The organism is Kribbella yunnanensis (assembly GCF_039529655.1).
Taxonomy (GTDB): Bacteria; Actinomycetota; Actinomycetes; order Propionibacteriales; family Kribbellaceae; genus Kribbella; species Kribbella yunnanensis.
Map to the genome: position 1 here is coordinate 232636 of NZ_BAAANF010000009.1, position 19934 is coordinate 252569.

The 19934-nt window shown below is 68.5% G+C and carries 18 protein-coding genes; 9 read left to right on the plus strand and 9 right to left on the minus strand.

Annotated elements, in window-relative coordinates:
- Positions 1-21 precede the first annotated feature (21 nt).
- Complete coding sequence (locus ABD231_RS14555) at positions 22-2346, plus strand: glycoside hydrolase family 95 protein (RefSeq protein WP_344150689.1); 2325 nt, start codon at positions 22-24, stop codon at positions 2344-2346.
- Between the two features lie 8 nt (positions 2347-2354).
- Entirely contained in the window at positions 2355-3488 is a 1134-nt protein-coding gene (locus tag ABD231_RS14560) for a hypothetical protein (RefSeq protein WP_344150692.1), read from the plus strand.
- Here the strand turns inward: ABD231_RS14560 and ABD231_RS14565 are convergent.
- Genes ABD231_RS14565 through ABD231_RS14585 form a run of 5 tightly spaced genes read right to left on the minus strand, consistent with a single transcriptional unit; the run spans position 3485 to position 7377 of the window.
- A complete protein-coding gene (locus ABD231_RS14565) occupies positions 3485-4237 on the minus strand; it encodes an enoyl-CoA hydratase-related protein (RefSeq protein WP_344150695.1) in 753 nt (250 codons plus the stop codon). The genes ABD231_RS14560 and ABD231_RS14565 overlap by 4 nt on opposite strands.
- Positions 4238-4253: 16 nt before the next feature.
- On the minus strand, positions 4254-4667 hold the full coding sequence (locus ABD231_RS14570) for a YybH family protein (RefSeq protein WP_344150698.1): 414 nt from the start codon (positions 4665-4667) through the stop codon (positions 4254-4256).
- A gap of 4 nt (positions 4668-4671) precedes the next feature.
- Positions 4672-5901, minus strand: a complete 1230-nt coding sequence (locus ABD231_RS14575) for an ornithine cyclodeaminase, nickel-pincer nucleotide-dependent (protein WP_344150700.1) — start codon at positions 5899-5901, stop codon at positions 4672-4674.
- Between the two features lie 56 nt (positions 5902-5957).
- Entirely contained in the window at positions 5958-6614 is a 657-nt protein-coding gene (locus tag ABD231_RS14580; protein ID WP_344150702.1) for a hypothetical protein, read from the minus strand.
- Positions 6607-7377: an alpha/beta hydrolase gene (locus ABD231_RS14585; protein ID WP_344150706.1), complete on the minus strand. Its 771-nt coding sequence runs from the start codon at positions 7375-7377 to the stop codon at positions 6607-6609. Before ABD231_RS14585 ends, ABD231_RS14580 begins: the two co-directional genes overlap by 8 nt.
- Before the next feature lie 254 nt (positions 7378-7631).
- Between ABD231_RS14585 and ABD231_RS14590 the strand changes: the two genes are divergently transcribed.
- The 3 genes from ABD231_RS14590 to ABD231_RS14600 all read left to right on the plus strand — a co-directional run bounded on the left by ABD231_RS14590 (position 7632) and on the right by ABD231_RS14600 (position 10861).
- The gene (locus ABD231_RS14590; protein WP_344150709.1) at positions 7632-8396 is read left to right on the plus strand and encodes a lysophospholipid acyltransferase family protein; all 765 of its coding nucleotides are present in this window, start codon (positions 7632-7634) and stop codon (positions 8394-8396) included.
- 69 nt (positions 8397-8465) lie between these two features.
- Positions 8466-9839, plus strand: coding sequence for a class II 3-deoxy-7-phosphoheptulonate synthase (locus ABD231_RS14595; protein WP_344150712.1), 1374 nt, complete (start codon positions 8466-8468; stop codon positions 9837-9839).
- Positions 9836-10861, plus strand: coding sequence for a threonine aldolase family protein (locus tag ABD231_RS14600; protein ID WP_344150715.1), 1026 nt, complete (start codon positions 9836-9838; stop codon positions 10859-10861). The genes ABD231_RS14595 and ABD231_RS14600 overlap by 4 nt, the downstream gene beginning before the upstream one ends.
- Before the next feature lie 4 nt (positions 10862-10865).
- On the opposite strand, the gene ABD231_RS14605 is transcribed toward ABD231_RS14600, so the two are convergent.
- Positions 10866-11396 carry a hypothetical protein gene (locus tag ABD231_RS14605; protein ID WP_344150718.1) on the minus strand — a complete coding sequence of 177 codons (531 nt, stop codon included), beginning with the start codon at positions 11394-11396 and terminating at the stop codon, positions 10866-10868.
- 79 nt (positions 11397-11475) lie between these two features.
- Here ABD231_RS14605 and ABD231_RS14610 point away from each other — a divergent pair, with 79 nt between their 5' ends.
- Both ABD231_RS14610 and ABD231_RS14615 read left to right on the plus strand, forming a co-directional pair.
- Positions 11476-12039 carry an NADPH-dependent FMN reductase gene (locus ABD231_RS14610; protein ID WP_344150721.1) on the plus strand — a complete coding sequence of 188 codons (564 nt, stop codon included), beginning with the start codon at positions 11476-11478 and terminating at the stop codon, positions 12037-12039.
- A gap of 40 nt (positions 12040-12079) precedes the next feature.
- Positions 12080-13057 (plus strand): ribose-phosphate diphosphokinase, encoded by a 978-nt coding sequence (locus ABD231_RS14615; RefSeq protein WP_344150724.1) that lies wholly within the window; start codon positions 12080-12082, stop codon positions 13055-13057.
- On the opposite strand, the gene ABD231_RS14620 is transcribed toward ABD231_RS14615, so the two are convergent.
- The 3 genes from ABD231_RS14620 to ABD231_RS14630 all read right to left on the minus strand — a co-directional run bounded on the left by ABD231_RS14620 (position 13054) and on the right by ABD231_RS14630 (position 18643).
- Positions 13054-13881: a GNAT family N-acetyltransferase gene (locus tag ABD231_RS14620; protein WP_344150727.1), complete on the minus strand. Its 828-nt coding sequence runs from the start codon at positions 13879-13881 to the stop codon at positions 13054-13056. The genes ABD231_RS14615 and ABD231_RS14620 overlap by 4 nt on opposite strands.
- Before the next feature lie 2 nt (positions 13882-13883).
- The gene (locus ABD231_RS14625; protein WP_344150730.1) at positions 13884-17003 is read right to left on the minus strand and encodes an amidohydrolase family protein; all 3120 of its coding nucleotides are present in this window, start codon (positions 17001-17003) and stop codon (positions 13884-13886) included.
- A 164-nt stretch (positions 17004-17167) separates the two neighbouring features.
- A complete protein-coding gene (locus ABD231_RS14630; protein WP_344150733.1) occupies positions 17168-18643 on the minus strand; it encodes a DHA2 family efflux MFS transporter permease subunit in 1476 nt (491 codons plus the stop codon).
- A gap of 84 nt (positions 18644-18727) precedes the next feature.
- Here ABD231_RS14630 and ABD231_RS14635 point away from each other — a divergent pair, with 84 nt between their 5' ends.
- The gene (locus ABD231_RS14635) at positions 18728-19357 is read left to right on the plus strand and encodes a TetR/AcrR family transcriptional regulator (protein ID WP_344150736.1); all 630 of its coding nucleotides are present in this window, start codon (positions 18728-18730) and stop codon (positions 19355-19357) included.
- Between the two features lie 21 nt (positions 19358-19378).
- Complete coding sequence (locus ABD231_RS14640) at positions 19379-19894, plus strand: hypothetical protein (protein WP_344150739.1); 516 nt, start codon at positions 19379-19381, stop codon at positions 19892-19894.
- Positions 19895-19934 lie beyond the last annotated feature (40 nt).

Below are 19934 nucleotides of genomic sequence, written 5' to 3' on the forward strand. Positions count from 1 at the left end.
ATCTCTCCCATGGTGAATCCGGTGAGCAGCTTGCGCTACGACCGTCCAGCAGGGGAGTGGGTTGAGGCGTTGCCGCTGGGCAACGGCCGGATCGGGGTGATGTGCTTCGGCCGGCCCGGGACCGAGCGGCTCGCGCTGAACGACGAGACGCTGTGGTCCGGCAGCCCGGAGACCCAGCGGCTGCTCTCGGTACCGAAAGGTGCGGTCGGATCACAGGCTGTGCAGGCGGTTCGGGATGCTGTCGAGGCCAGTGACGTACGGCGGGCCGAGGAGCTCGCCGGTGGATTCCAGGCCGGTCACTCGCAGGCCTACCTGCCGCTGGGCGACCTCCTGCTCGACTACACCGTCGACGGCGAACCCACGTCGTACCAGCGGGCTCTCGACCTCGATTCCGCGACGGTCACCGTTGAGTACGAGATCGGAGGTCTCGCTGTTCGCCAGGTGGCGTTCGTGAGTCATCCGGCGGGTGTTTTCGTCGTCCGGGTGACGGCGTCGGCGCCAATCGGGGTCACCGCCCGGCTGATCACGCAACTGCAGTCCTCGCCGATTGAAGGCGGTCTGCTGATCCAGGCTCCCGCTGACGTAGCCCCGCCGCACCGCCCGGGCGTGGAGCCGGTCCGCTACTCGGATGGGCCGGACAGAGGGATGGCCGCCGCAATCGCACTCCGCATCGCCAGCAACGGCTCGGCCAGCGATGGCTCGGGCGGCAGCGGCTCGAGCGACGGGATGTCCGCGGCGGCCGCTACCGAGATCACCATCATCTTGTCGACCGCGACCGGCTATGTGGATCCCGCGACCGTGCCGACCCGGACTGGCGAGGAGTGTTTCGATGAGGCGGACGAACGGGTGCAGGCGGCGCTCGCTCGTGGGTACGACGAACTGCTGGCCGAGCATGTTGCCGACCATCGCGCGCTCTACCGCCGGTCGACGCTGGACCTCCCCGCGACGGACGCCGCCGAGTTGCCCACCGACCAGCGGCTCGCGCACTCCGACGACCCCGCGCTCGCCGCGCTGATCTTCAACTACGGCCGGTACCTGATGATCGCGAGCTCGCGGCCGGGTGGTCTGCCGACCAACCTGCAGGGGATCTGGAACGACATCCTGCAGCCGCCGTGGAGCTCCAACTACACGGTCAACATCAACACCGAGATGAACTACTGGCCGGCCGAGACCACCAACCTCTCCGAGTGCCACGAACCGCTGCTCAGCTATCTCGCCCACCTCGCCACGGCGGGCCGCCGTACGGCCGAAGAGCGCTACGGCGCACCGGGCTGGACCGCGCACCACAACGCCGACGCGTGGTGCTGGACCGTCCCGGTCGACGGCAACCCGAAGTGGTCGAACTGGCCGATGGCCGGCACCTGGCTGGTCCGGCATCTGTGGGACCACTACGCGTTCACCGGCGACCGTGAGTTCCTCGAGCGCGCGTGGCCGGTGCTGCGGGGCGCTGCGGAGTTCTGTCTCGACTGGCTGACCGAGCTCCCCGACGGCACGCTCGGTACGTCGCCCTCGACCTCCCCGGAGAACGAGTACGTCGCTGCCGACGGCGAACCGGCGTCCGTCACCGTCTCGTCGACGATGGATCTCGCGCTGATCGCCGACCTGTTCGATCGCTGTGTCGAGACCGCCTCGGTGCTCGGACTGACCGACGTACTGGTGGATGAGTTCGCGGCCGCCCGGAAGCGGATCCCGGAACCGTCGATCGGCAGCCAGGGCCAGCTGCAGGAGTGGGCGGCTGATCTGCCCGAGCAGGATCCGCACCACCGGCACATGTCGCACCTGATCGGACTGCACCCGGGTGACCTGATCACCCCGGACAGCACGCCCGAGCTCGCGGCTGCAGCCACGCGGACGATGGACCTGCGCGGCGACCAGGCCACCGGCTGGTCACTCGCCTGGAAGATCAACCTCCGTGCCCGTCTCCGCGACGGCGTGGCCGCGCACCGACTGGTCCGCGCGTTCCTGACCCTGGCCGACGACACCGAGACCGACTACGTCGGCAGCGGCGCAGGCGTCTACCCGAACCTGCTGTGCGCGCACCCGCCGTTCCAAATCGACGGCAACTTTGGTGCGACCGCAGGCATCGCCGAAATGCTCCTCCAAAGCCACACCGGCGAGCTCGAACTCTTCCCGGCCCTCCCCACCGACTGGCCCACCGGAACCATCACCGGCCTCCGCGCCCGCGGCGGCGTCACCATCGACCTCACCTGGTCCCCGGACAGTCGCGAAGCCACCCTCACCGCCGACCACGACCAGACCCGCACCATCCGGTACGGCGACAGCCGCGTCCCACTCGAGTTGGTCGCCGGATCGACGTACCGGCTGGACCTCCTCGCACTGCCATAATCGCCTGAATGGCGAAACGTTCCAGCCGCGCCTGGCGTGAGTATCGGGCCGACTACCTCAGTCGGCCCGACCAGGCATCCGAAAGCGCCCGGATCCTCACCGGTGCCAAGGTTTGTTCGCGCCTGCTCGCGATCGGCGCCGTACTGTGTCTCGCCACGATCGCTGCTCGGCTGTTCACCGGCAGCGCGGACCTGTCCCTCGGGAGCGTCACTCTTCCGCTCGACTTCGCCTGGGTGGGGCTGTTGGCGCTGACGGCGGCGCACGCGTTCACCGGAGCGTTCCTGGCCCATCGCATCACGGCCTACCTGCCGTACCTGCACCTGCCTGAGCAGGCCCTGCAGGTGTTCCGCGAGGTCACGAGCAGCGGCAATCCGTTCGTCTTCGGTATGCGCTCCCGGGCGCTGCCCAGGCGGCCCGGCGGCAGGTATCACCCGATGAGCCTGCGCGATCCGTCGGCCTGGGTCGCGTACGGCGCGGCTGTGATCCTGCTGCTCGCGGTCGTGGCCTGGCGCGTGGAGGCGGGCCGGATCGTCCTGGGCAGCTGGACCCAGGTGGTGCTGGCGGTCGTCCTCCTCGCCGTGAACTGGTGGGCCGGCTCGGTGTGGATGGTTTCGCTCTCCCGGCTGCACTACCTGGGGAGTGAGCTCCGCGACCTGCCTAGCGGACCGCTCCGCCGCGACGAACTGCTTCGCCTGCTGGAACCGCTTGAGCCCGCGTGCGTCGAGGCGTTGTCCGAGGTCGACCTCTACCGGCTCGCGAACCTTCTGCAGCGCTTCATCGAGTTCCCGGTGCCGCGCTCCGATGTCCGCCTGTGCATCGGCCCGCACGCCGAGACCCGCCGCCAGTACCGGGTGGCTCCGACGGGACTGTGCGTGGGCCACTACCAGCGGATCGAAGCCACCTATCTGCAGGTCACTGCGGTGGGGCAACCTCTGGTGCTGTCCGAGCTGTCCCGAGGGGCCGGGGCGTCCGAACGCGTCCGGCGCTGGTCGCCCGACCGCTGGTCACCTGACCACTTGTCGCCCGAAGAACTCGAGCTCGAAGAACTCGAGCGCTGGGTGTCCGGACGCGGCCGGCGCTGGCCCGGCCGCCGCAAGCTTCGAGGCCCCAAGCGCGACAGGTGGTGGCGCTTCGTCTCCTAGCTCTGCTTCTTCCGGTTGAGGAAGGCGAGCATCGCTTCCTGGGCGGCGGGGGAGCCGAAGAGGCCGGCGGACAGTTCGGCGAGTTCGGTGCCGCGGGCGTCGATGTCGGCGAGGAGTTCGCGGTTGAGCAGCTTCTTGGTCTCGCGGAGGCCCTGCGGCACGCCCTTGAGGACGGACTCGAGCAGGGAGTCGAGGGCGGTGTCCAGCTCGTCGTCCTTCACGGTGAGTGTGACGAGACCGAGGCGCGCGGCCTCCAGGCCGTCGAAGGCGTTGCCGGTCAGGAAGGTGTACGCCGCCGCGCGGTCGTTCAGGCGGGCGAGCACGGTCAGCGAGATCGTCGCGGCCGCGAGTCCGAGGCGGACCTCGGTCAGGGCGAACGTCGTACTGGCTCCGGCGACGCTGATGTCGGCGGCCGCCACGATGCCGATGCCGCCGGCGCGCACCGGCCCGGCGACGCGCGCCACGACCGGCTTCGGGTTCGCCACGATGGCGCGCTGTACGTCGACCATCCGCTGAGCGCCGACGCCCATGCCGACACTCGTCGCCTCGGACATGTCGGCACCCGAGCAGAACACGTCGAGCGCCGAGCGGATCACGATCACCCGTACGGCGTCGTCCGCGGCCGCGCTCTCCAGGTGTTCCAGGAGTTCACCCGTGAGTTGCTGGGAGAGCGCGTTCTTGTTGTGCGGCGAGTCCAGGGTGATGGTCGCCACGCCGTCGGCGGTGCTCAGGTGCACAAGCTCGGTCATGGGTTCATCCAAGCAGTCAGGGGGTGGACTTGAGGTTGAGCGGGTCCGCGTGCCGGTGGACCAGCCTCCAGTCGCCATCCTCGACCCTGAACACCATCGTGACCCGCAGTTCGTGATGATGCTCACCCGGGCGATCGACGTACCGGACCGAGCAACGCTCGATCGCGACCGTGTACGCCGAGTCCGGGCCGACGTGCTGGTCGAGGTACTCGAACTGGACCTTCGCCCCACTCGGCGCGAACTGGGCGGCCGCCCACTCGTACCGTGGCCCGACCTGGGACCACCCGGTCTCGCGGCCGCCGAAGCCGCCGAAGATCGAGCTCACCTCGCTGCGCGACACGAGTGGCATCCACGCTGAGACATCACCGTTCACGAACGCGGAGTTGGCCTCTTCGAACCGGCGCAGGAACGACGCGAAGTCTGGGGTCACCCGGCTATTTTGCCTCGGCGTACGACGGCGACAGTTCGCGGGCCAGGTGCTCGACGAACAGGCCGACATCCGTCACGATGCCGCGTGCCTGGGTGGAGCCGCGGTCCGCGAGCTTGGTCACGGTGGCCGGGTTGATGTCGACGCAGGTCAGCGGGATCGAGGCCGGCAGGATGTTGCCGGTGGCAACGGAGTGCAGCATGGTGGCGGCCATCAGGCAGTAGCCGACACCGGCCAACTCGTTGCGCATCGCGCGCTGGCCCTCGAGGACGTCGGTGTAGACGTCGGGCAGCGGGCCGTCGTCGCGGACCGAACCGACCAGGACGAACTTGTTGCCCTTCTTGACCAGCGCGTGCATCACACCGGAGGTCAGCACGCCCTGCTCGACGGCGGCCGCGATCGAACCGGCCTTGCGGATCGTGTTGATGGCCCGGATGTGGTGCTCGTGGCCGTGCTCGACGCCGCGACCGCGGGCCAGGTCGACACCGAGCGACGTACCGTAGAGGGAGGACTCGATGTCGTGGGTGGCCAGTGCGTTCCCGGCGAACAGGATGTCGACGAAACCGGCCTCGACCAGGGCGACCATGGCCGGCGCGGCACCGGTGTGCACGATGCCGGGGCCGCCGACCCAGAGCACCTTCAGGCCGTTCGCCTTCGCCTCGCGCATGCCGTCGGCGACCTGCTGGACCAGCACCCGCTGCGGCTTCTCGCTGGACACGTCGGACTCCATGAAGCCGAAGTCCCCTTCGGTGCTCGCGACGATCGGCGGGGTCACCTTGACGCCCTGCGCGCTGGAGATGATCCGCATCCCGGCCTTGACCTCGGACATCGGGATCGTCCGGACGGTGGAGCCCTCCACCAGCAGCCCGCAGTCCATCTCAGGGTTCTGTACCAGCACCCAGTGGCCGTCCAGCCGGACGCTCGTCGGCAGGTTGGTGGTCGAGTAGAAGCCGTCCGGGAAGACGCCGTCCTGGGTCACCTCGGTGATCTCCGGGGTGCCGGGGTCGACCAGGTTCGCGCCCTTGGTCTGGATCCGCATCAGCAGTCGCTGCAGCGACTCCTCGTCGTCCGCGCCGACCGTCATCCGGACCGTCGACGGGTCGTCCTTGTCGTAGCCGAGGTCGAACTTGTCCAGCGTGTACTCACCGCCGTACCCGCGGATGTCGTCGAGCACCCGGGAGAGCAACCCCGAATCCATCAGGTGGCCGGTGATCTCGACCGTCTCGCTGACCTGCACGGGGATACCTCCCTCACCAAGAACGTCAGATTGTCCGACGATCTGCTGATGCTAACTCACACCACCGCGCCGTCGTCGGGGGTGTCGTCCTGGGGCAGCCGGTCCTTCATCCGGATCACCAGGGTGAGGAAGCCGCCGATGAAGCCGGCCACCGCGAGTGCGGTGATGCGGCTGTCGCCGAAGTCGAGGATCGCGGCCAGGATCAGCAGGATCGGTCCGCCGAGCAGGCCGAGCCAGGCGAGCCGGCTGATCCAGTCGAGCTTCGGGCCACGGGTCGGCTCCGGTGGGATGTAGTGGTCGTGCGGATCGTCGGCAGGCCGCTTCGGCCGGGCCTCGGGCTCGTCCTCCGGGTCGTCGCCGACGATCAAACCAGCCGGTACGTCGATCAGCGGCTCATACTTCTCGTCGACATCCTCGCTCGCCGGCCAGCGCGGTACCGGCGTCTCACCGCCGTCGTGTCCCGGGGCGGAGGGTGCGTTGAACTGCTCGACCAGCGACTTCCACTCCGCGTCCTCGGTGCTGCGCACGATCACCGGGCGGGCCTGCTCGATCTGGTCCGCGTCGACGAACAACTCGTCCGGCACGTTGTCGGAACTCTCGCAGTACGCCGCGATGCCCGCCTTGGCCAGCGCGGCCAGAACCGCCTCGGCGACCAGTGGGTCGATGCTGCCGAGTGAGGTGTACTCGGCGGCGGTCAGGCCGTTGTCACGCATCGGCGGGGCCGGTCACTCGAGCAATAAAGGCTGCCGAGTCCGCGAAGATTCGTGGCGCGTCGTTGTCGAGCGTCGCGACGTGATAGCTGTCCTCGAGCAGGGTCTCGGTCACGTCGCGCGACGAGATCGACGTGAGGACCCGGCGGGCAGAGCTGGCTTCGACCACGTGATCGACAGTACTGCGGAAAAGCAGCACCGGCTGGGTTACTTTCGGCAGATCCGCCTGGACGACCTTCCACAGCTGCGACAGCGAGTGCGCCGCCCGCAGCGGCATCCGGGAGTAGGCGCCCTCGTCCACACCCGGCTTCTTGATGTCGTTCGCGATGCCCGGGAACGAGGGGATCACCTTCGACAGCAGTGGCAGCAGCCCGAGCCGCTTGTCCTCGGTGCTCACCGACGGGTTGATCACGACGACCCCGGAGATGTCGGCCCCGTGCTCCTCGGCCAGCCGCAGGACGAGCGCTCCGCCCATCGACAGTCCGATGACGACCACCTGGTCGTGCTCCTGCCGAAGCCGCGTCAGCTCGCTGTCCAGTACGCCGTACCACTCCGGCCAGCTGGTGCGGTTCATCTCCTGCCAGGTGGTGCCGTGACCGGGCAGCCGCGGCACGGCCACGCCGTACCCGAGGCCGGCCAGGTGCTCGCCGAACGGGCGCATGGCGCGCGGTGAGCCGGTGAATCCGTGGCTCAGCAGGACGCCGACAGCGGCGTTCTCGCCGGTCCCGGAGCTGCGGAACTCCTCCGCGTGGACTTGCACTGGCACGGTCGACTCCTCGCCCGGTCGTGGTTCCTCACAGCGTTCGTCAAATGGTCGCATCTGGACTTCATCCAGTCTGCATCCAGGTGACAACACGGTGAGCAACACCAACATTCCTGGCGGTGACATTGCCTGAGGGGGAAGCTGGAACGTAGTCTCCGCACCGGCGGGCACTGGTGCCGGAGGCGGTAGAGACCGACCATGGACGGGTACCGAGTCGGTGATGACGTATGTCGGGCGAGTGACGGAGGTCGAGGCGGATGCTGTACCTGCTCATCAGACAGTTCATCGTTGCACCATTCGTGAAGCTGTTCTTCCGGCCGAAAGTGACCGGCCTGGAGCACATCCCGACCAGCGGCCCGGCGCTCCTGGTCAGCAACCACCTCGCGTTCGCCGACTCGATCTTCCTGCCGGTCGCCGTACCGCGGCAGATCGTCTTCCCGGCCAAATCGGAGTACTTCACCGGTCCCGGCCTCAAGGGCAAGCTGACGGCGACCTTCTTCCGGTCGATCGGCCAGATCCCGATCGACCGCTCCGGCGGCCGCGCCTCGCTGGCCGCGCTGAACACCGGCCTGGACATCCTGAAGAAGGGTGAACTCTTCGGCATCTACCCCGAAGGCACCCGCTCACCCGACGGCCGCCTCTACAAGGGCAAGACCGGCGTCGCCCGGATGGCCATCGTCGCCGGCGTCCCGGTGATCCCGGTCGCGATGATCGACACCCACAAACTCCAGCCCCCAGGCTCGGTCCTGCCGAAGGTCTGGCGCCGCGAGCCCGGCAAACTCTTCCCCCGGATGAACCGCCCCGGCGTCGCCATCGGCGAGCCCCTGGACTTCTCCCGCTACGAAGGCATGGAGCGCGACCGCTTCGTCCTCCGCTCGGTCACCGACGAGATCATGTACGCCCTGATGGACCTCTCCGGCCAGGAGTACGTCGACATGTACGCCGACAAGGCCAAAGAACTCATCAAGGCCGGCGAGTCCGTAGACGACCACCTCCGCCTAGGCGACACCAAAGCCTCCTGACCCGGCGTCCTACCCCGGTGTGACTGAGACGGCGGTGCGGGGCTGGTGGGGGTCGCTTAGGGTAAGGACATGCAATTCGCGACGTTGAGTGCCGGGGAAGTGCCTGGGGTTCCCAGTTTGGACGAGTTGCGGGGGCTGAAGCCGCTGCAGCAGCCTGAGTGGCCTGATCCGGTGGTGCTGGAGCAGGTGATCGGGGAGCTGCGGACGTTGCCGCCGCTGGTGTTCGCGGGTGAGTGTGACGACCTGACGACCAAGATCGGGGCGGTGGCGCGGGGTGAGGCGTTTCTGCTGCAGGGTGGGGATTGCGCGGAGACGTTCGACGGGGTGACCGCGGAGAACATCCGGGCGAAGTTGCGGGTGTTGCTGCAGATGTCGGTGGTGCTTCAGTACGCGGCGAGTGTGCCGGTGGTGAAGGTCGGGCGGATCGCGGGGCAGTATGCGAAGCCGCGGAGTTCCGGTGCGGAGACTCGGGACGGCGTGACATTGCCGTCGTACCGGGGGGATGCGGTCAACGGGCTGGAGTTCACGCCGGAGGCGCGGATTCCGGATCCGCGGCGGTTGCGTGGGGTGTACAACGCGGCGGCCGCGACGCTGAACCTGACGCGTGCGTTCACCACGGGTGGGTACGCCGACCTGCACCAGGTGCACGCCTGGAACACGGACTTCGTGCGGTCGTCGCCGGTGGGTCAGCGGTATGAGCAGTTGGCAACCGAGATCGAGCGGGCGCTGGCGTTCATGCGGGCTTGTGGCGCGACGGCGGACGAGTTCAAGACGGTCGACTTCTACGCCTCGCACGAGGCGCTGATTCTTGAGTACGAACACGCGCTGACCCGGATCGACTCGCGCACCGAGCAGCCGTACGACGTCGGTGGTCACCTGCTGTGGGTGGGGGAGCGGACGCGGCAGCTGGACGGTGCGCATGTCGAGTTCCTGGCGTCGCTGAGCAATCCGCTGGGTGTGAAGATCGGCCCGACCACGACGCCGGAGTACATCCGGGCGCTGATCGACAAGCTGAACCCGAAGGGCATCGAGGGCCGGCTGACCTTCATCACCCGGATGGGCGCGGGCAAGATCCGCGACGGGCTGCCGCCGTTGCTGGAGGCGGTGCGTGATCACGGTTCCCCGATCGCGTGGGTGTGCGACCCGATGCACGGCAACACGTTCGAGACGCCGAACGGGTACAAGACGCGCAGCTTCGACGCGGTGATGGACGAGGTCCAGGGCTTCTTCGACGCGCATCAGCAGGTCGGCACCTGGCCGGGTGGCATGCACATCGAGCTGACCGGTGACGACGTCACCGAGTGTGTCGGTGGCGGTGAGGCGCTGGTTGCCGAGGACCTCGCGAACCGGTACGAGACCGCCTGCGACCCGCGCCTGAACCGGCACCAGTCGCTCGAGCTCGCGTTCCTGGTCGCCGAGCGGCTGCGAGCAGCACGGGCATGATCGACCTCCGGTCGGACACCGTCACCCGGCCGTCGGCGGGGATGCTGGCGGCGATGACGAGCGCGCCGGTCGGCGACGACGTGTACGGTGAGGATCCGACGGTCAACCGGCTCGAGGAGACCGTCGCGGGACTGCTCGGGCACGAGGCCGCGCTGTTCACGACAACCGGGTCGCTGGCGAACCTTCTCGGCGTACAGGCGTTGATTCCGCGCGGCGGGGAGTTGCTGTGTGAGGCGAGTGCGCATGTGGTGCGCGCCGAGCTCGGTGGGCACGCGGTCGTCAGCGGCGTCACCACGCGCACGTGGAGCGCACCGGCCGGGCAGATCGACCTCGAGCAGATCCGGGCGTTGATCGCGCCCGACCTCGGCCCGTACTTCGTCACCACGTCAGCCGTCTCGGTCGAGAACACGCACAACTTCGGCGGCGGCGCGATCCAGCACGGGTACGACGCTCTGGCCGACGAGCTCGAGTCCCGCGGCATCCCGCTGCACCTGGACGGCGCTCGACTGTGGAACGCGGCCGTCGCCACCGGGCGCACGCTAGCCTCGTACGCCGTTCGTGCGAGCGCCGTGAGTGTGTGTCTGTCCAAGGGGCTGGGCGCGCCGGTCGGCTCGGTCCTCGTTGGTTCGACCGAGTTGGTTCGCGAGGCCCGTGTGTGGCGCAAGCGCCTCGGCGCCGGGTGGCGGCAGGCCGGCGTACTGGCTGCTGCTGGTCTGTATGCGCTCGAGCACAACATCGACCGCCTGGCCGAGGATCACGCCAACGCCCGCCTGATCGCCGAGGTCCTCGCCGACGCCGCACCCGGCTCAGTCAAGCCGGATCAGGTCGACACGAACATCGTCGTCGCCGACCTGTCAGTCACCGGCAAGACCGTCGCCGAGGTCGTAGCGGCCGCCCGCACCGAGGGCCTGCTGCTCGGCGGCATCGGCGCCACCCAGCTCCGCGTAGTCACCCACCTGGACGCCTCCGCCGCCGACTGCCGCGCGGCCGCTGAAACCCTCGCCCGTCTGCTGAAGGGCTAGCGACTCACGCTGATCGGCGGGCGGCGAAGCGTTGGCGGACGGTGATGGTGCCGTCGGCGTCCTCGTCCTCGTTGCGCCACTGGAAACTGTCCTCGGTGATCTCGGTGAAGATCCAGCGGGTCTTCGCCGCCTTGGGCTCGCGGGCCTCGAGCGTGATGCTGTCGGGGCCGGGATGACCGATGAACGTCATCACCACGCCGTGCTTCGGACCCAGCCAGGTCGACCGGAAGGCGCCCAGTTCGGGATCGTGCAGGCGAATGGTGAGACCCCACTCGCCGTCGCCGTCGGTGGGCCGGGTTGCGCGGCTCGGCGTGATCCAGATGTCGGCGACCGCGCGGCCGTCGAGCGCCCAGCCGAAATGCCACTCGCCCTTGGTCTCCCGGGTCACCCCGCCGTCGTCGTCGTACCAAGTGACGTCGAGGTCCCAGCTGCCGATCAGCGGGGCGAACGGCTGGAGCGCCTGCTCGAACTCCGGCCGGGGAGCGTCGGAGACCATCAACCCTGCCAGTACCAAAGCTGCCTTTGCACCTGTCATGACAGGAATCTAACGCGGCGCGAGGCCACTGAACACCCGGTGGATGCCACGACTAGGTAGTTTATGTTTAAATAGTTGAATGACTGACATTCGGATTCTGGGGATCTCGGGAAGCCTGCGGGCCGGCTCGCTGAACACCGCGTTGCTGCGGGCGGCGCAGAAGTACGCGCCGGCCGGGGTGACGATCGACCTGTACGACGGGCTCGCGGAGCTGCCGCATTACAACGGCGACCTGGACACCGAGGAGAACCTACCGGCACAGGCGCGCGAGCTGCGGGACCTGATCCGGGCGGCGGACGGCGTACTGATCGCGACCCCGGAGTACAACTACTCGATCCCGGGTGCGCTGAAGAACGCGATCGACTGGGCCTCGCGGCCGGCGGCGACGTCGTCGCTGCTGCACAAGCCGGTGGCGATCATGGGTGCGGCGCCGACGAACTTCGGCACAGTCCGGGCGCAGCTGGCGTTGCGTCAGGTGTTCGTCTGGACGCACTCCGATGTCGTCGTGAAGCCGGAGGTGATGGTGTTCCGGGCACACGAGCGGTTCGACGAGGCCGGGAACCTGATCGACGAGGACACCATCACGTTGGTCACCTCGCTCGTCGACGCCCTCGCCGCCAAGATCCGCGGCGCCGCCGAGTAAGCTGCGAGCTGTCGAATCGGCAGCGTGTTCGGGGAGAGCCGTGCGAGAGATCGTCGTGTTCAGCGGAAGTGCCCACACCGACCTAGCGGAGCGGATCTGCGCCGATCTCGGCGTTCAGCTCTCACCGGTCGAGATCCATCGTTTCAGCAACGACTGCCTGCAGGCACAACTGCAGGCGAACTGCCGGCAGCGGGATGTCTACATCGTGCAGCCGCTGGTACCGCCGACGCAGGAGCATCTGATGGAGCTGCTGCTGATGATCGACGCGGCTCGGGGTGCTTCGGCGCAGCAGATCACCGCGGTGATGCCGCACTACGCGTACGCGCGGTCGGACAAGAAGGACGCGTCCCGGATCTCGATCGGCGGCCGGCTGGTGGCCGACCTGCTGGTGTCGGCCGGGGTCGACCGAGTGCTGACGATGGCGCTGCACGCACCGCAGGTGCACGGATTCTTCTCGGTACCGGTCGACCACCTGACTGCGATCGGCGTACTGGCGGACCACTTCCGCGGCCGCGACCTGAGCGACACGGTCGTGGTCAGCCCGGACCTCGGTAACGCGAAGACGGCCACCCAGTTCGCCCGGCTGCTCGGTCTGCCGGTCGCGGCGGGCAGCAAGCAGCGGCTGGCCGACGACCGGGTCGTGATCGACGCGATCGTCGGTGACGTGACCGGCAAGCGGGCGATCGTGCTCGACGACGAGATCGCCACCGGCGGCTCGATCATCGAGCTGCTGGACCGGCTGAAGGAGCTGGGCTGCACCGAGGCGGCCGTCGCCTGCACGCACGGTCTGTTCGCCGGGAAGGCCGTCGAGCGGCTCCGGTCGCACCCGTCGATCACCGAGGTGATCAGCACCGATACGGTCCCGCGTCCGGACGGCTTCCCGGAGCTGCAGGTCAGCTCGGTGGCCGGTCTGTTCGCCGAGGCGATCAAGCGGATCCACGGCGGTGAGTCCGTCAGCAGCCTGTTCGACGGCGTCGACCCGACGCACGCGCCGCCGCAGCCCAAGCTCCCGTTCTAGCCGAGCTCCAGGGTCGTACTGGCGAAGATGCCGTCGTGGTCGAGATCCGGTACGGCGCCTGTGTACATCCGCGCGCATTCGAACGTCGGCACCAGCCCTAGTCGCTCCACCAGCTTCATCGCGGGGAGATTCCGGTCGGGCACGTCCAGTCCGACCGACTGCCCAGCTGCTAGTTCTGAGATCAGTGCGGCGGCGATCTCGTCCCCCGCCGCATAGAGCGGTCCGATCCGCGAGCCGCTTCGCGCAGGCCGCAGTACGGCGAACCCTGCCAGCCGACCGTCGTGAATCGCGGCGAGTGAACGGTAGCCGGGCATGCTGATCCACTGGGCCAGGAAGGCGTCCCGGGCGGCCGGGAAGAATCGCCGATCGTAGGCGACCAACTGGTCGAACGGGACCGACCGCCCGTCGACCAACCCGATATCCGCTGTGGTGACTGCAGGGATGCCTTCGTGGCGGATGTGGTTCCAGGCATGGCGGAAGCCGGACTTCTGGTAGTTCGCCTGCTGGTCGACCACTCCGTCGAGCGCGACGTTGCGGTCGCCGAAGTGCTGCATCACGTGCTGCCAGATGCGGATCCCGTAGCCCTTGCCGCGTTCGGACGGCCGCACGATGTACAGCCCGAGGAAGCCGAAGTCCGGGCCGTACCGCACGCCCGAGACCGACGCGATCGGCTCACCGTCCAGCCGGCCGACGAAGAAGCCGTTCGGGTCCGCGGCGGCGAAGGCGAGCGCGTCCGACGCGCCCGGATTCCATTGCTCCTCGGCCGCCCATTCGGTGAACCGCTGGATGTCGGCCGCGCCGGCCGTCGCGATCTCGAACGCCATACCTACCCTTCGCAACACACTCGATGCAGCCACTCGGGTTCGTGCCACCAGTACTCCGCGTCGTGCGCGTGGGCCTTGGCCTTGCTGAGACCCGCACTGGTGTTCGCCTTCCCGGCATACGGTGCCAGGAGTTGATCGATCGTGTGCAACTTGCCCGCGATCATGACCCGATCGACGGCAGCCGCTGCCCGAATGTCGGCCAGCGGATCGCCGGTCACGAACGAGAGGTCGGCCTGGGCACCGGGTTTGATCACCCCGAGTTTGTCCTCGAGATTGAGCCAGCGCGCTGGGTTCCGGGTCGCGGTCGTGAGGGCCTCGTACGGCGTGAATCCGCCGGCCACCATCGAGCGCAGATTGGCGTGCAGCGAGATCGCGATGTTGTCCAGCGGGGTGTCGGTCCCGGAGATCACCAGTCCACCGCCGCGGTGGATCCGCAGCACCATGTCGACGTTCCCGCGCAGGAGCTCACGCGTCGTCACCCCGGCCGGCCCGGATGCCGTGTCCACCTCACCGCGCAGGTAGGTGTACTCCCACGCCGGGAACAACGTCGTCGTACGCCGATCTGTCAGCAGGGACGGATCGTCGACATGCGCCATCGTCGAGTTGAACAGCGTCGGTGTGACGGACAGCCCGGCCTTGGTGAACAGCGTGACGACATCGGCGTACGCCCGGCCGAGCCGGCTGACCGTGTGCGAGTAGCCCAACCGGTTGGTTGCCCCGGTGTGCTCCATCCCGTCCATGCCGAGGTGCTCGGCCGGGTAGAGGTAGTGCGAGGACAACTGCAGACCAAGCCGGTGTACGGCGGCGATCGCGCGCCGCTGGTAGTCGATCGGCAACCGGACATAGGTCTTCACCAGGTCGTACGCGAGCCCCTCGACCCGATCGAGCTCGAGACCCAGTTGCCGCACGGACAATGTCGGCCGCATGAAGTTGTAGTAGACCCGCGATCCGTCGATCGCCTCGCCGGTCGCGAAGTACCGGGGACCGGTCAGAGAACCGTGAGAGAGCGCTTCCCGCGTTTCCTGCATCTGGTACGCCGGATCGCCGGGAGAGCGCGTACTCGTGATCCCGTAGGCCAGCCACAGATTCCCCTGTCGTGCGCCCCACGCGCGCCCGCGCAGATGCCAGTGGTTGTGCGCGTCGATCAGCCCAGGCATCACAGTCAGCGTGGACGCATCGATATCCGCCCGCCCCTGATGCGGCCGTACGGCGGCGATCCGCGAACCGTCGAGGACGATGTCCACGTCCCGCCGGAGAGCGGTCTCTCGGCCGTCCCAGAGCGCACCCGCATGGATCGTGACGTGCTGCTTGATCGTTGCCCGCCGCCACTTCAGGTCGACGGCGACCGTGCGTGGGCGCGACCCGTGCAGGTCGACCCGACGGAGACGACCGTTGTTGAGGTACAGCAACGTGTCGCTGTCCTGCCAGACGGGTGAGTCGGTCACCTCCGCGGTGATCGCCCGCGGTTCCCCGGTGAAGCGGCCGCGTTGGTCGACAGGGACGACGTACAGGAGGCTCTCTACGACGAATGCGAGGTGGCGGCCGTCGGGGGAGAAGACCGGGCCGTCGTCGCCGCGGGTGGCGAGCGAGCGGAACGGCATCGGTTCGACGTACTCGAGGGCGGCGGTGGCGACGTCGACGTACAGGAGTTGGCTGGTGCCTTCGCGGAAGCGCTTGGAGAACGGCTTTACCGCGGCGAGGACCAGCGTCTTGCCGTCGCGCGACCAGCTGACGCGGCCGGGTTGGAAGAGCGGCGGGGTCACTTGCCGGACGGCGTTGGTCGCGAGGTCGAGGACCCACGCGATCCCGTCCTGGTCCTGGTACGCGACATGCTTCCCGTCGGGCGAGAAGCGCGGTGCGGTCTGCGCGCCGGGCAGCGTCGAGAGCTTGTGATTCGTGCCCGCGGCGAGGTCGTGCAGCCAAAGGTCGGCGGTACCGTCGCGGTCGCTTGCGTACAGCAACGACTTCCCGTCCGGCGAGAAGTCGGGATCGCTGTTGAAGTAGCCGTCGGCAACGATCTTGCGTGGTTGCCCACGGCCACTCGTTGCCGCGAGCCACAAAGCGTTGAGCGCCCGGAAGGCGATCCAACGACCGTCCGGCGACGCCGTCGGACCGGCGATCCCGAGGACCGGCCGGGCTCCGGTCGACTCTATATCCGGCGACTTCGGTCGCGGCCGGCGCGCGGTGATCGGCACGGTGGCAGCGAACGGTACGACGGTGTGCGCGCCGCCGAGGCGATGCCGGACCACGTGGCCGTCCGCCGTGTACACGAGCTCGTCCGCCGACACCCACGACGGCGGTACCGCGAACACGTCCTTGCCGCTGGTCACCTTCTGATCGCCGACCATCAGGTCGCACACGGGCCCGGCGAGCCGGACGTACGCGAGCTGACCCGCGGGCGAGTAGGCGGGACCGTAGACACTGCTACCGGTCTGCGCCGCGACGACGGTACGACGGGTGCCCGTGGCGAGGTCGACTTCCGCGATCGAGGACGCGTCGACGGTGAACGCGATCTTCGTGCCGTCGGGGGAGACGATCGGCTCCGCCTCTTCGGCCGGCTCGTCGGTGAGGGTCGTGATTGCGCTGCTCGCCAGGTCTAGCCGGTGAATGCCGTAGCTGCCGGTGCTGCCGCGGTCGGAGGAGAAGACGACCGATCCGCCGTCCGGGGTGAAGTACGGTTCGCGGTGATCGTGGCGGCCGGTCGTGAGCTGCCGCAGGTTGTTGCCGTCAGCATCGATTAGCCAGAGGTGGAAGTTGCCGTCGCGGTAGGACTGGAAGACGATTCGCCGGCTGTCCGGTGACCAGCGGGGTCGGGTCGCATCCTGCAGGTCGTCGGTGAGTCGCCGGGAGACGCCACCGGCGGCCGGGGTCACCCAGATCGCGGTGACCAGGTCGAACGCCAGCCACCGGCCGTCCGGCGAGACCGCGGTCATCAGGTTCGTGCCCTCGCTCAGCACGGCCTGATGTGGTGACTCACCAGCCGCCTGGCTGAGCGTCGTACCGGCGGTCGCAGTGGGCGCGGCCTGCACAGCGCCGGCAGCGGCGACGCCGCCGCTGAGTTGGAGTGCCCGGCGGCGCGAGATGCTCCAGGTGCCGGGGTCGGTGGGGTCCTCGTGAACCACGGTCGTTCCAATCCCTCGGGGGCGGTCCGGCCGTCACCGGCCGAACGGGACTCTCCCGACACTGCCAGCCGCAAAGGTCACCAACGACCCTGATCGGCGCGTCGCGCCCCAACGCAGCGCCGCCGCTCCGGAATCCGGAACGGCGGCTCGGGTCCTGCGTTCGATCAGTGCTCGATACCGGCCCGCGAGGTCTTCGGCAGCAGGAACGCCGCCGCGAAGGCCAGCGCCAGGCCGCCGATCGTGGCCAGCAGCGCGGTCTGGGTGCCGTCGAGGGCGGCCACCGCCCGGGTCGCCGCGTCGGCCGCCGACACCTTGCCCATGAAGATCGTCCCGATCACCGCGATCCCCAGTGCGATCCCGACCTGCTCGAACGAGCCCAGCATGCCGGTCGCGGAACCGACCTCGTCGTCGCGGACCCCGCTCAGGATGATGTCGAACATCGGCACGAAGACCATGCCCATCCCGATCCCGCCGATCAGCGTCGGTACGGCGATGTCCCAGCTGCCGACGCTCAGATCGGTCAGCGCGAGGACGGCGTATGTCCCGGCCAGGCCGGCCGCCATCAGGGCGAGGCCGATGTGCAGCAGCTTGCGGCCGAACTTCTGCATCGTCATCCCGGAGATCGCCGAGCCGATGAACGCGCCGAGGGCCCAGGGAGCCATCGCCAGGCTGGCGTGGATCGGGGTGTAGCCGAGGCCGACCTGGAGGAACATGCCGAGCACGAACGTGCCGGCCAGCGCGCCGAAGAAGACGACCGCGAAGAAGACACCGGACAGGTACGGGCGGCTCTTCAGCAGACGGGGCTCGATCAGCGCAGTGGCGCCGTTGCGGCTGCGGCGGGACTGGTGGATGCCGAAGCCGGCCAAGATGGGCAGCGATGCGGCCAGCAGCAGCTTCGACCACAGCGGCCAGCCGAGCTCGTGACCCTGGACCAGCGGGTAGACCAGGGCGACCAGGCCGGCGCTCGCGATCAGCAGACCGGGGATGTCCAGGGAGACCTTGCGCGTGGTGGGCTTGGTGTCCGGCAGGTGCTTGGCGGAGACGATGAAGCTGAACAGGCCGATCGGGATGTTGATCAGGAAGATCGCGCGCCAGCCGGTACCGAACAGGTTCAGGTCGAGCACGGTGCCGCCGATGATCGGGCCGAGTACGGCGGCCAGCCCCATGATCGGGCCGAAGAAGCCGAATGCCTTGGTCCGCTCATCGGGTTCGAACAGGTCCCGGACCAGTCCGAAGCCTTGCGGGAGCATCACCGCGGCAAACGCTCCCTGGGCGACCCGGGAGGCGATCAGCATCTCCGGTGACACCGCGAGGCCGCAGAGGAACGACGTCACCGTGAATCCGGCGACTCCGATCAGCAGCGCCCGCTTGCGGCCGACCAGGTCGCCGAGCCGGCCGCCGACCAGGAGCAGGACGGCCAGCGCCATCGTGTAGCCGGCCGCCATCCACTGCAGGCTGGCGTAGGAGCCGCCGAGGTCGCCCCGGATGGCCGGTGCCGCGACGTTCATCACGGTGGAGTCGAGCAGATCCATGACGGACGCGGTCATGACGGCGGTGAAGGCGAGCCAGCGCTTGCGGAGCCGCCGGGGTACGGCGGCGGTGGCGGGCTCGGTCTGGGGGAGTGCTGCGACTGCGGTCATCTTCGGCTCCTCAAACGGAACGAACTGTTCTGTTCCAGACTCTAGCGGAACGGAGCATTCCGTTCAAGTGCTAAGCTGGGTGACATGACGAAAGCTCTGAGTGGCCGCCAGGCGCAGGCGGCCCGGAACGACGAAGTGATCCTGGCGGCGGCCCGGGCGGTCTTCATCGCCGATCCCGGTGCGCCGATCGCCGCGGTCGCCGAGCAGGCCGGCGTCGGGATCAGTGCGCTGTACCGCCGGTATGCGAGCAAGGAGGAGTTGCTGCGGAAGCTGTGCGGCGACGGCCTGAACCGCTACATCGCCGAGTCCGAGAAGGCGCTCGCCGACGACCGCGAGCCGTGGGTCGCCTTCACGGCGTACCTGCGGGCGCTCGTCGACGCCGACACGAACTCGCTCACCCAGCGGCTCGCGGGCACCTTCACTCCGACACCCGAGCTGTTCGAGGCCGCCGTACGGGCTGGTGAGCTGGATCGGGCCATCTACGCGCGGACGAAGGAGCACCTCCGGCCGGGGATCGTGGTCGAGGACTTCGCGGTGATCCTCGAGCAGATCACCTCGATCAAGCTCGGTGACGACGCGCGGACCCATCAGCTCCGGCATCGCTATCTGACGCTCATGCTGGAGGCGATGCACCGCTCCGGCGAACAACCCGGCGGCGAGCTCCCCGGCCCGCCGCCCACTGTTGACGAGCTGACCGACCGCTGGCGGACCTGAGCTCCTGGATATCGTCTGCGCATGTCTTCGCGTGTGCAGGCCATCGGTGTGGCTGCTTTCTGTGTTCTGGTGGCAGTGGTCGCCGCAGTGCTGGTCGACAGCCGGCTCGACCGGCACTGGATCCTGCGGGGCCTGACGCTGGGGCTCGCGCTGTGCTGCGCGGCGCTGCTGCTCGGCGACCAGAAGCGGCGGTTGCGGCGCATCATCGTCGCGGTGGGGCTGGCGATGTTCGGGGTGGTGTTCCCGGTGACGACCACTACCTGGGCGAGTCCGCCGGAGATCGACTTCGCACTGCAGGTTGCGACGGATGCCAGGGTGGCCGCGGAGAAGGCGGCGAGCTCGGTCGTCTCTGTTGACGATGTGAAGGCGGCTGCTGCGGCTCGTGGTGGCGCGGTCGGGTCTCCGTTGACCGATAAGACGCCGGAGGTGCGTGGCGCGGACGCCTATCCGCTCATCCTGCGCGCGGATCCGGCCCAGGGCCGGCCGTGGGCCTGCCTGAGCTTCGTGGGGCTGTCAGCCAAGGTTCGCCCCTGCTGATTCGGTCCAGGGGGCTGGGCAATCGATTTCTCATCGCCTA

Coding starts and splice junctions, on each gene's coding strand:
- ABD231_RS14560 (WP_344150692.1), top strand. CDS start 2,355: ATGGCGAAACGTTCCAGCCGCGCCTGGCGTGAGTATCGGGCCGACTAC.
- ABD231_RS14565 (WP_344150695.1), bottom strand. CDS start 4,237: ATGACCGAGCTTGTGCACCTGAGCACCGCCGACGGCGTGGCGACCATC.
- ABD231_RS14580 (WP_344150702.1), bottom strand. CDS start 6,614: ATGCGTGACAACGGCCTGACCGCCGCCGAGTACACCTCACTCGGCAGC.
- ABD231_RS14590 (WP_344150709.1), top strand. CDS start 7,632: ATGCTGTACCTGCTCATCAGACAGTTCATCGTTGCACCATTCGTGAAG.
- ABD231_RS14595 (WP_344150712.1), top strand. CDS start 8,466: ATGCAATTCGCGACGTTGAGTGCCGGGGAAGTGCCTGGGGTTCCCAGT.
- ABD231_RS14600 (WP_344150715.1), top strand. CDS start 9,836: ATGATCGACCTCCGGTCGGACACCGTCACCCGGCCGTCGGCGGGGATG.
- ABD231_RS14605 (WP_344150718.1), bottom strand. CDS start 11,396: ATGACAGGTGCAAAGGCAGCTTTGGTACTGGCAGGGTTGATGGTCTCC.
- ABD231_RS14610 (WP_344150721.1), top strand. CDS start 11,476: ATGACTGACATTCGGATTCTGGGGATCTCGGGAAGCCTGCGGGCCGGC.
- ABD231_RS14620 (WP_344150727.1), bottom strand. CDS start 13,881: ATGGCGTTCGAGATCGCGACGGCCGGCGCGGCCGACATCCAGCGGTTC.
- ABD231_RS14630 (WP_344150733.1), bottom strand. CDS start 18,643: ATGACCGCAGTCGCAGCACTCCCCCAGACCGAGCCCGCCACCGCCGCC.
- ABD231_RS14635 (WP_344150736.1), top strand. CDS start 18,728: ATGACGAAAGCTCTGAGTGGCCGCCAGGCGCAGGCGGCCCGGAACGAC.
- ABD231_RS14640 (WP_344150739.1), top strand. CDS start 19,379: ATGTCTTCGCGTGTGCAGGCCATCGGTGTGGCTGCTTTCTGTGTTCTG.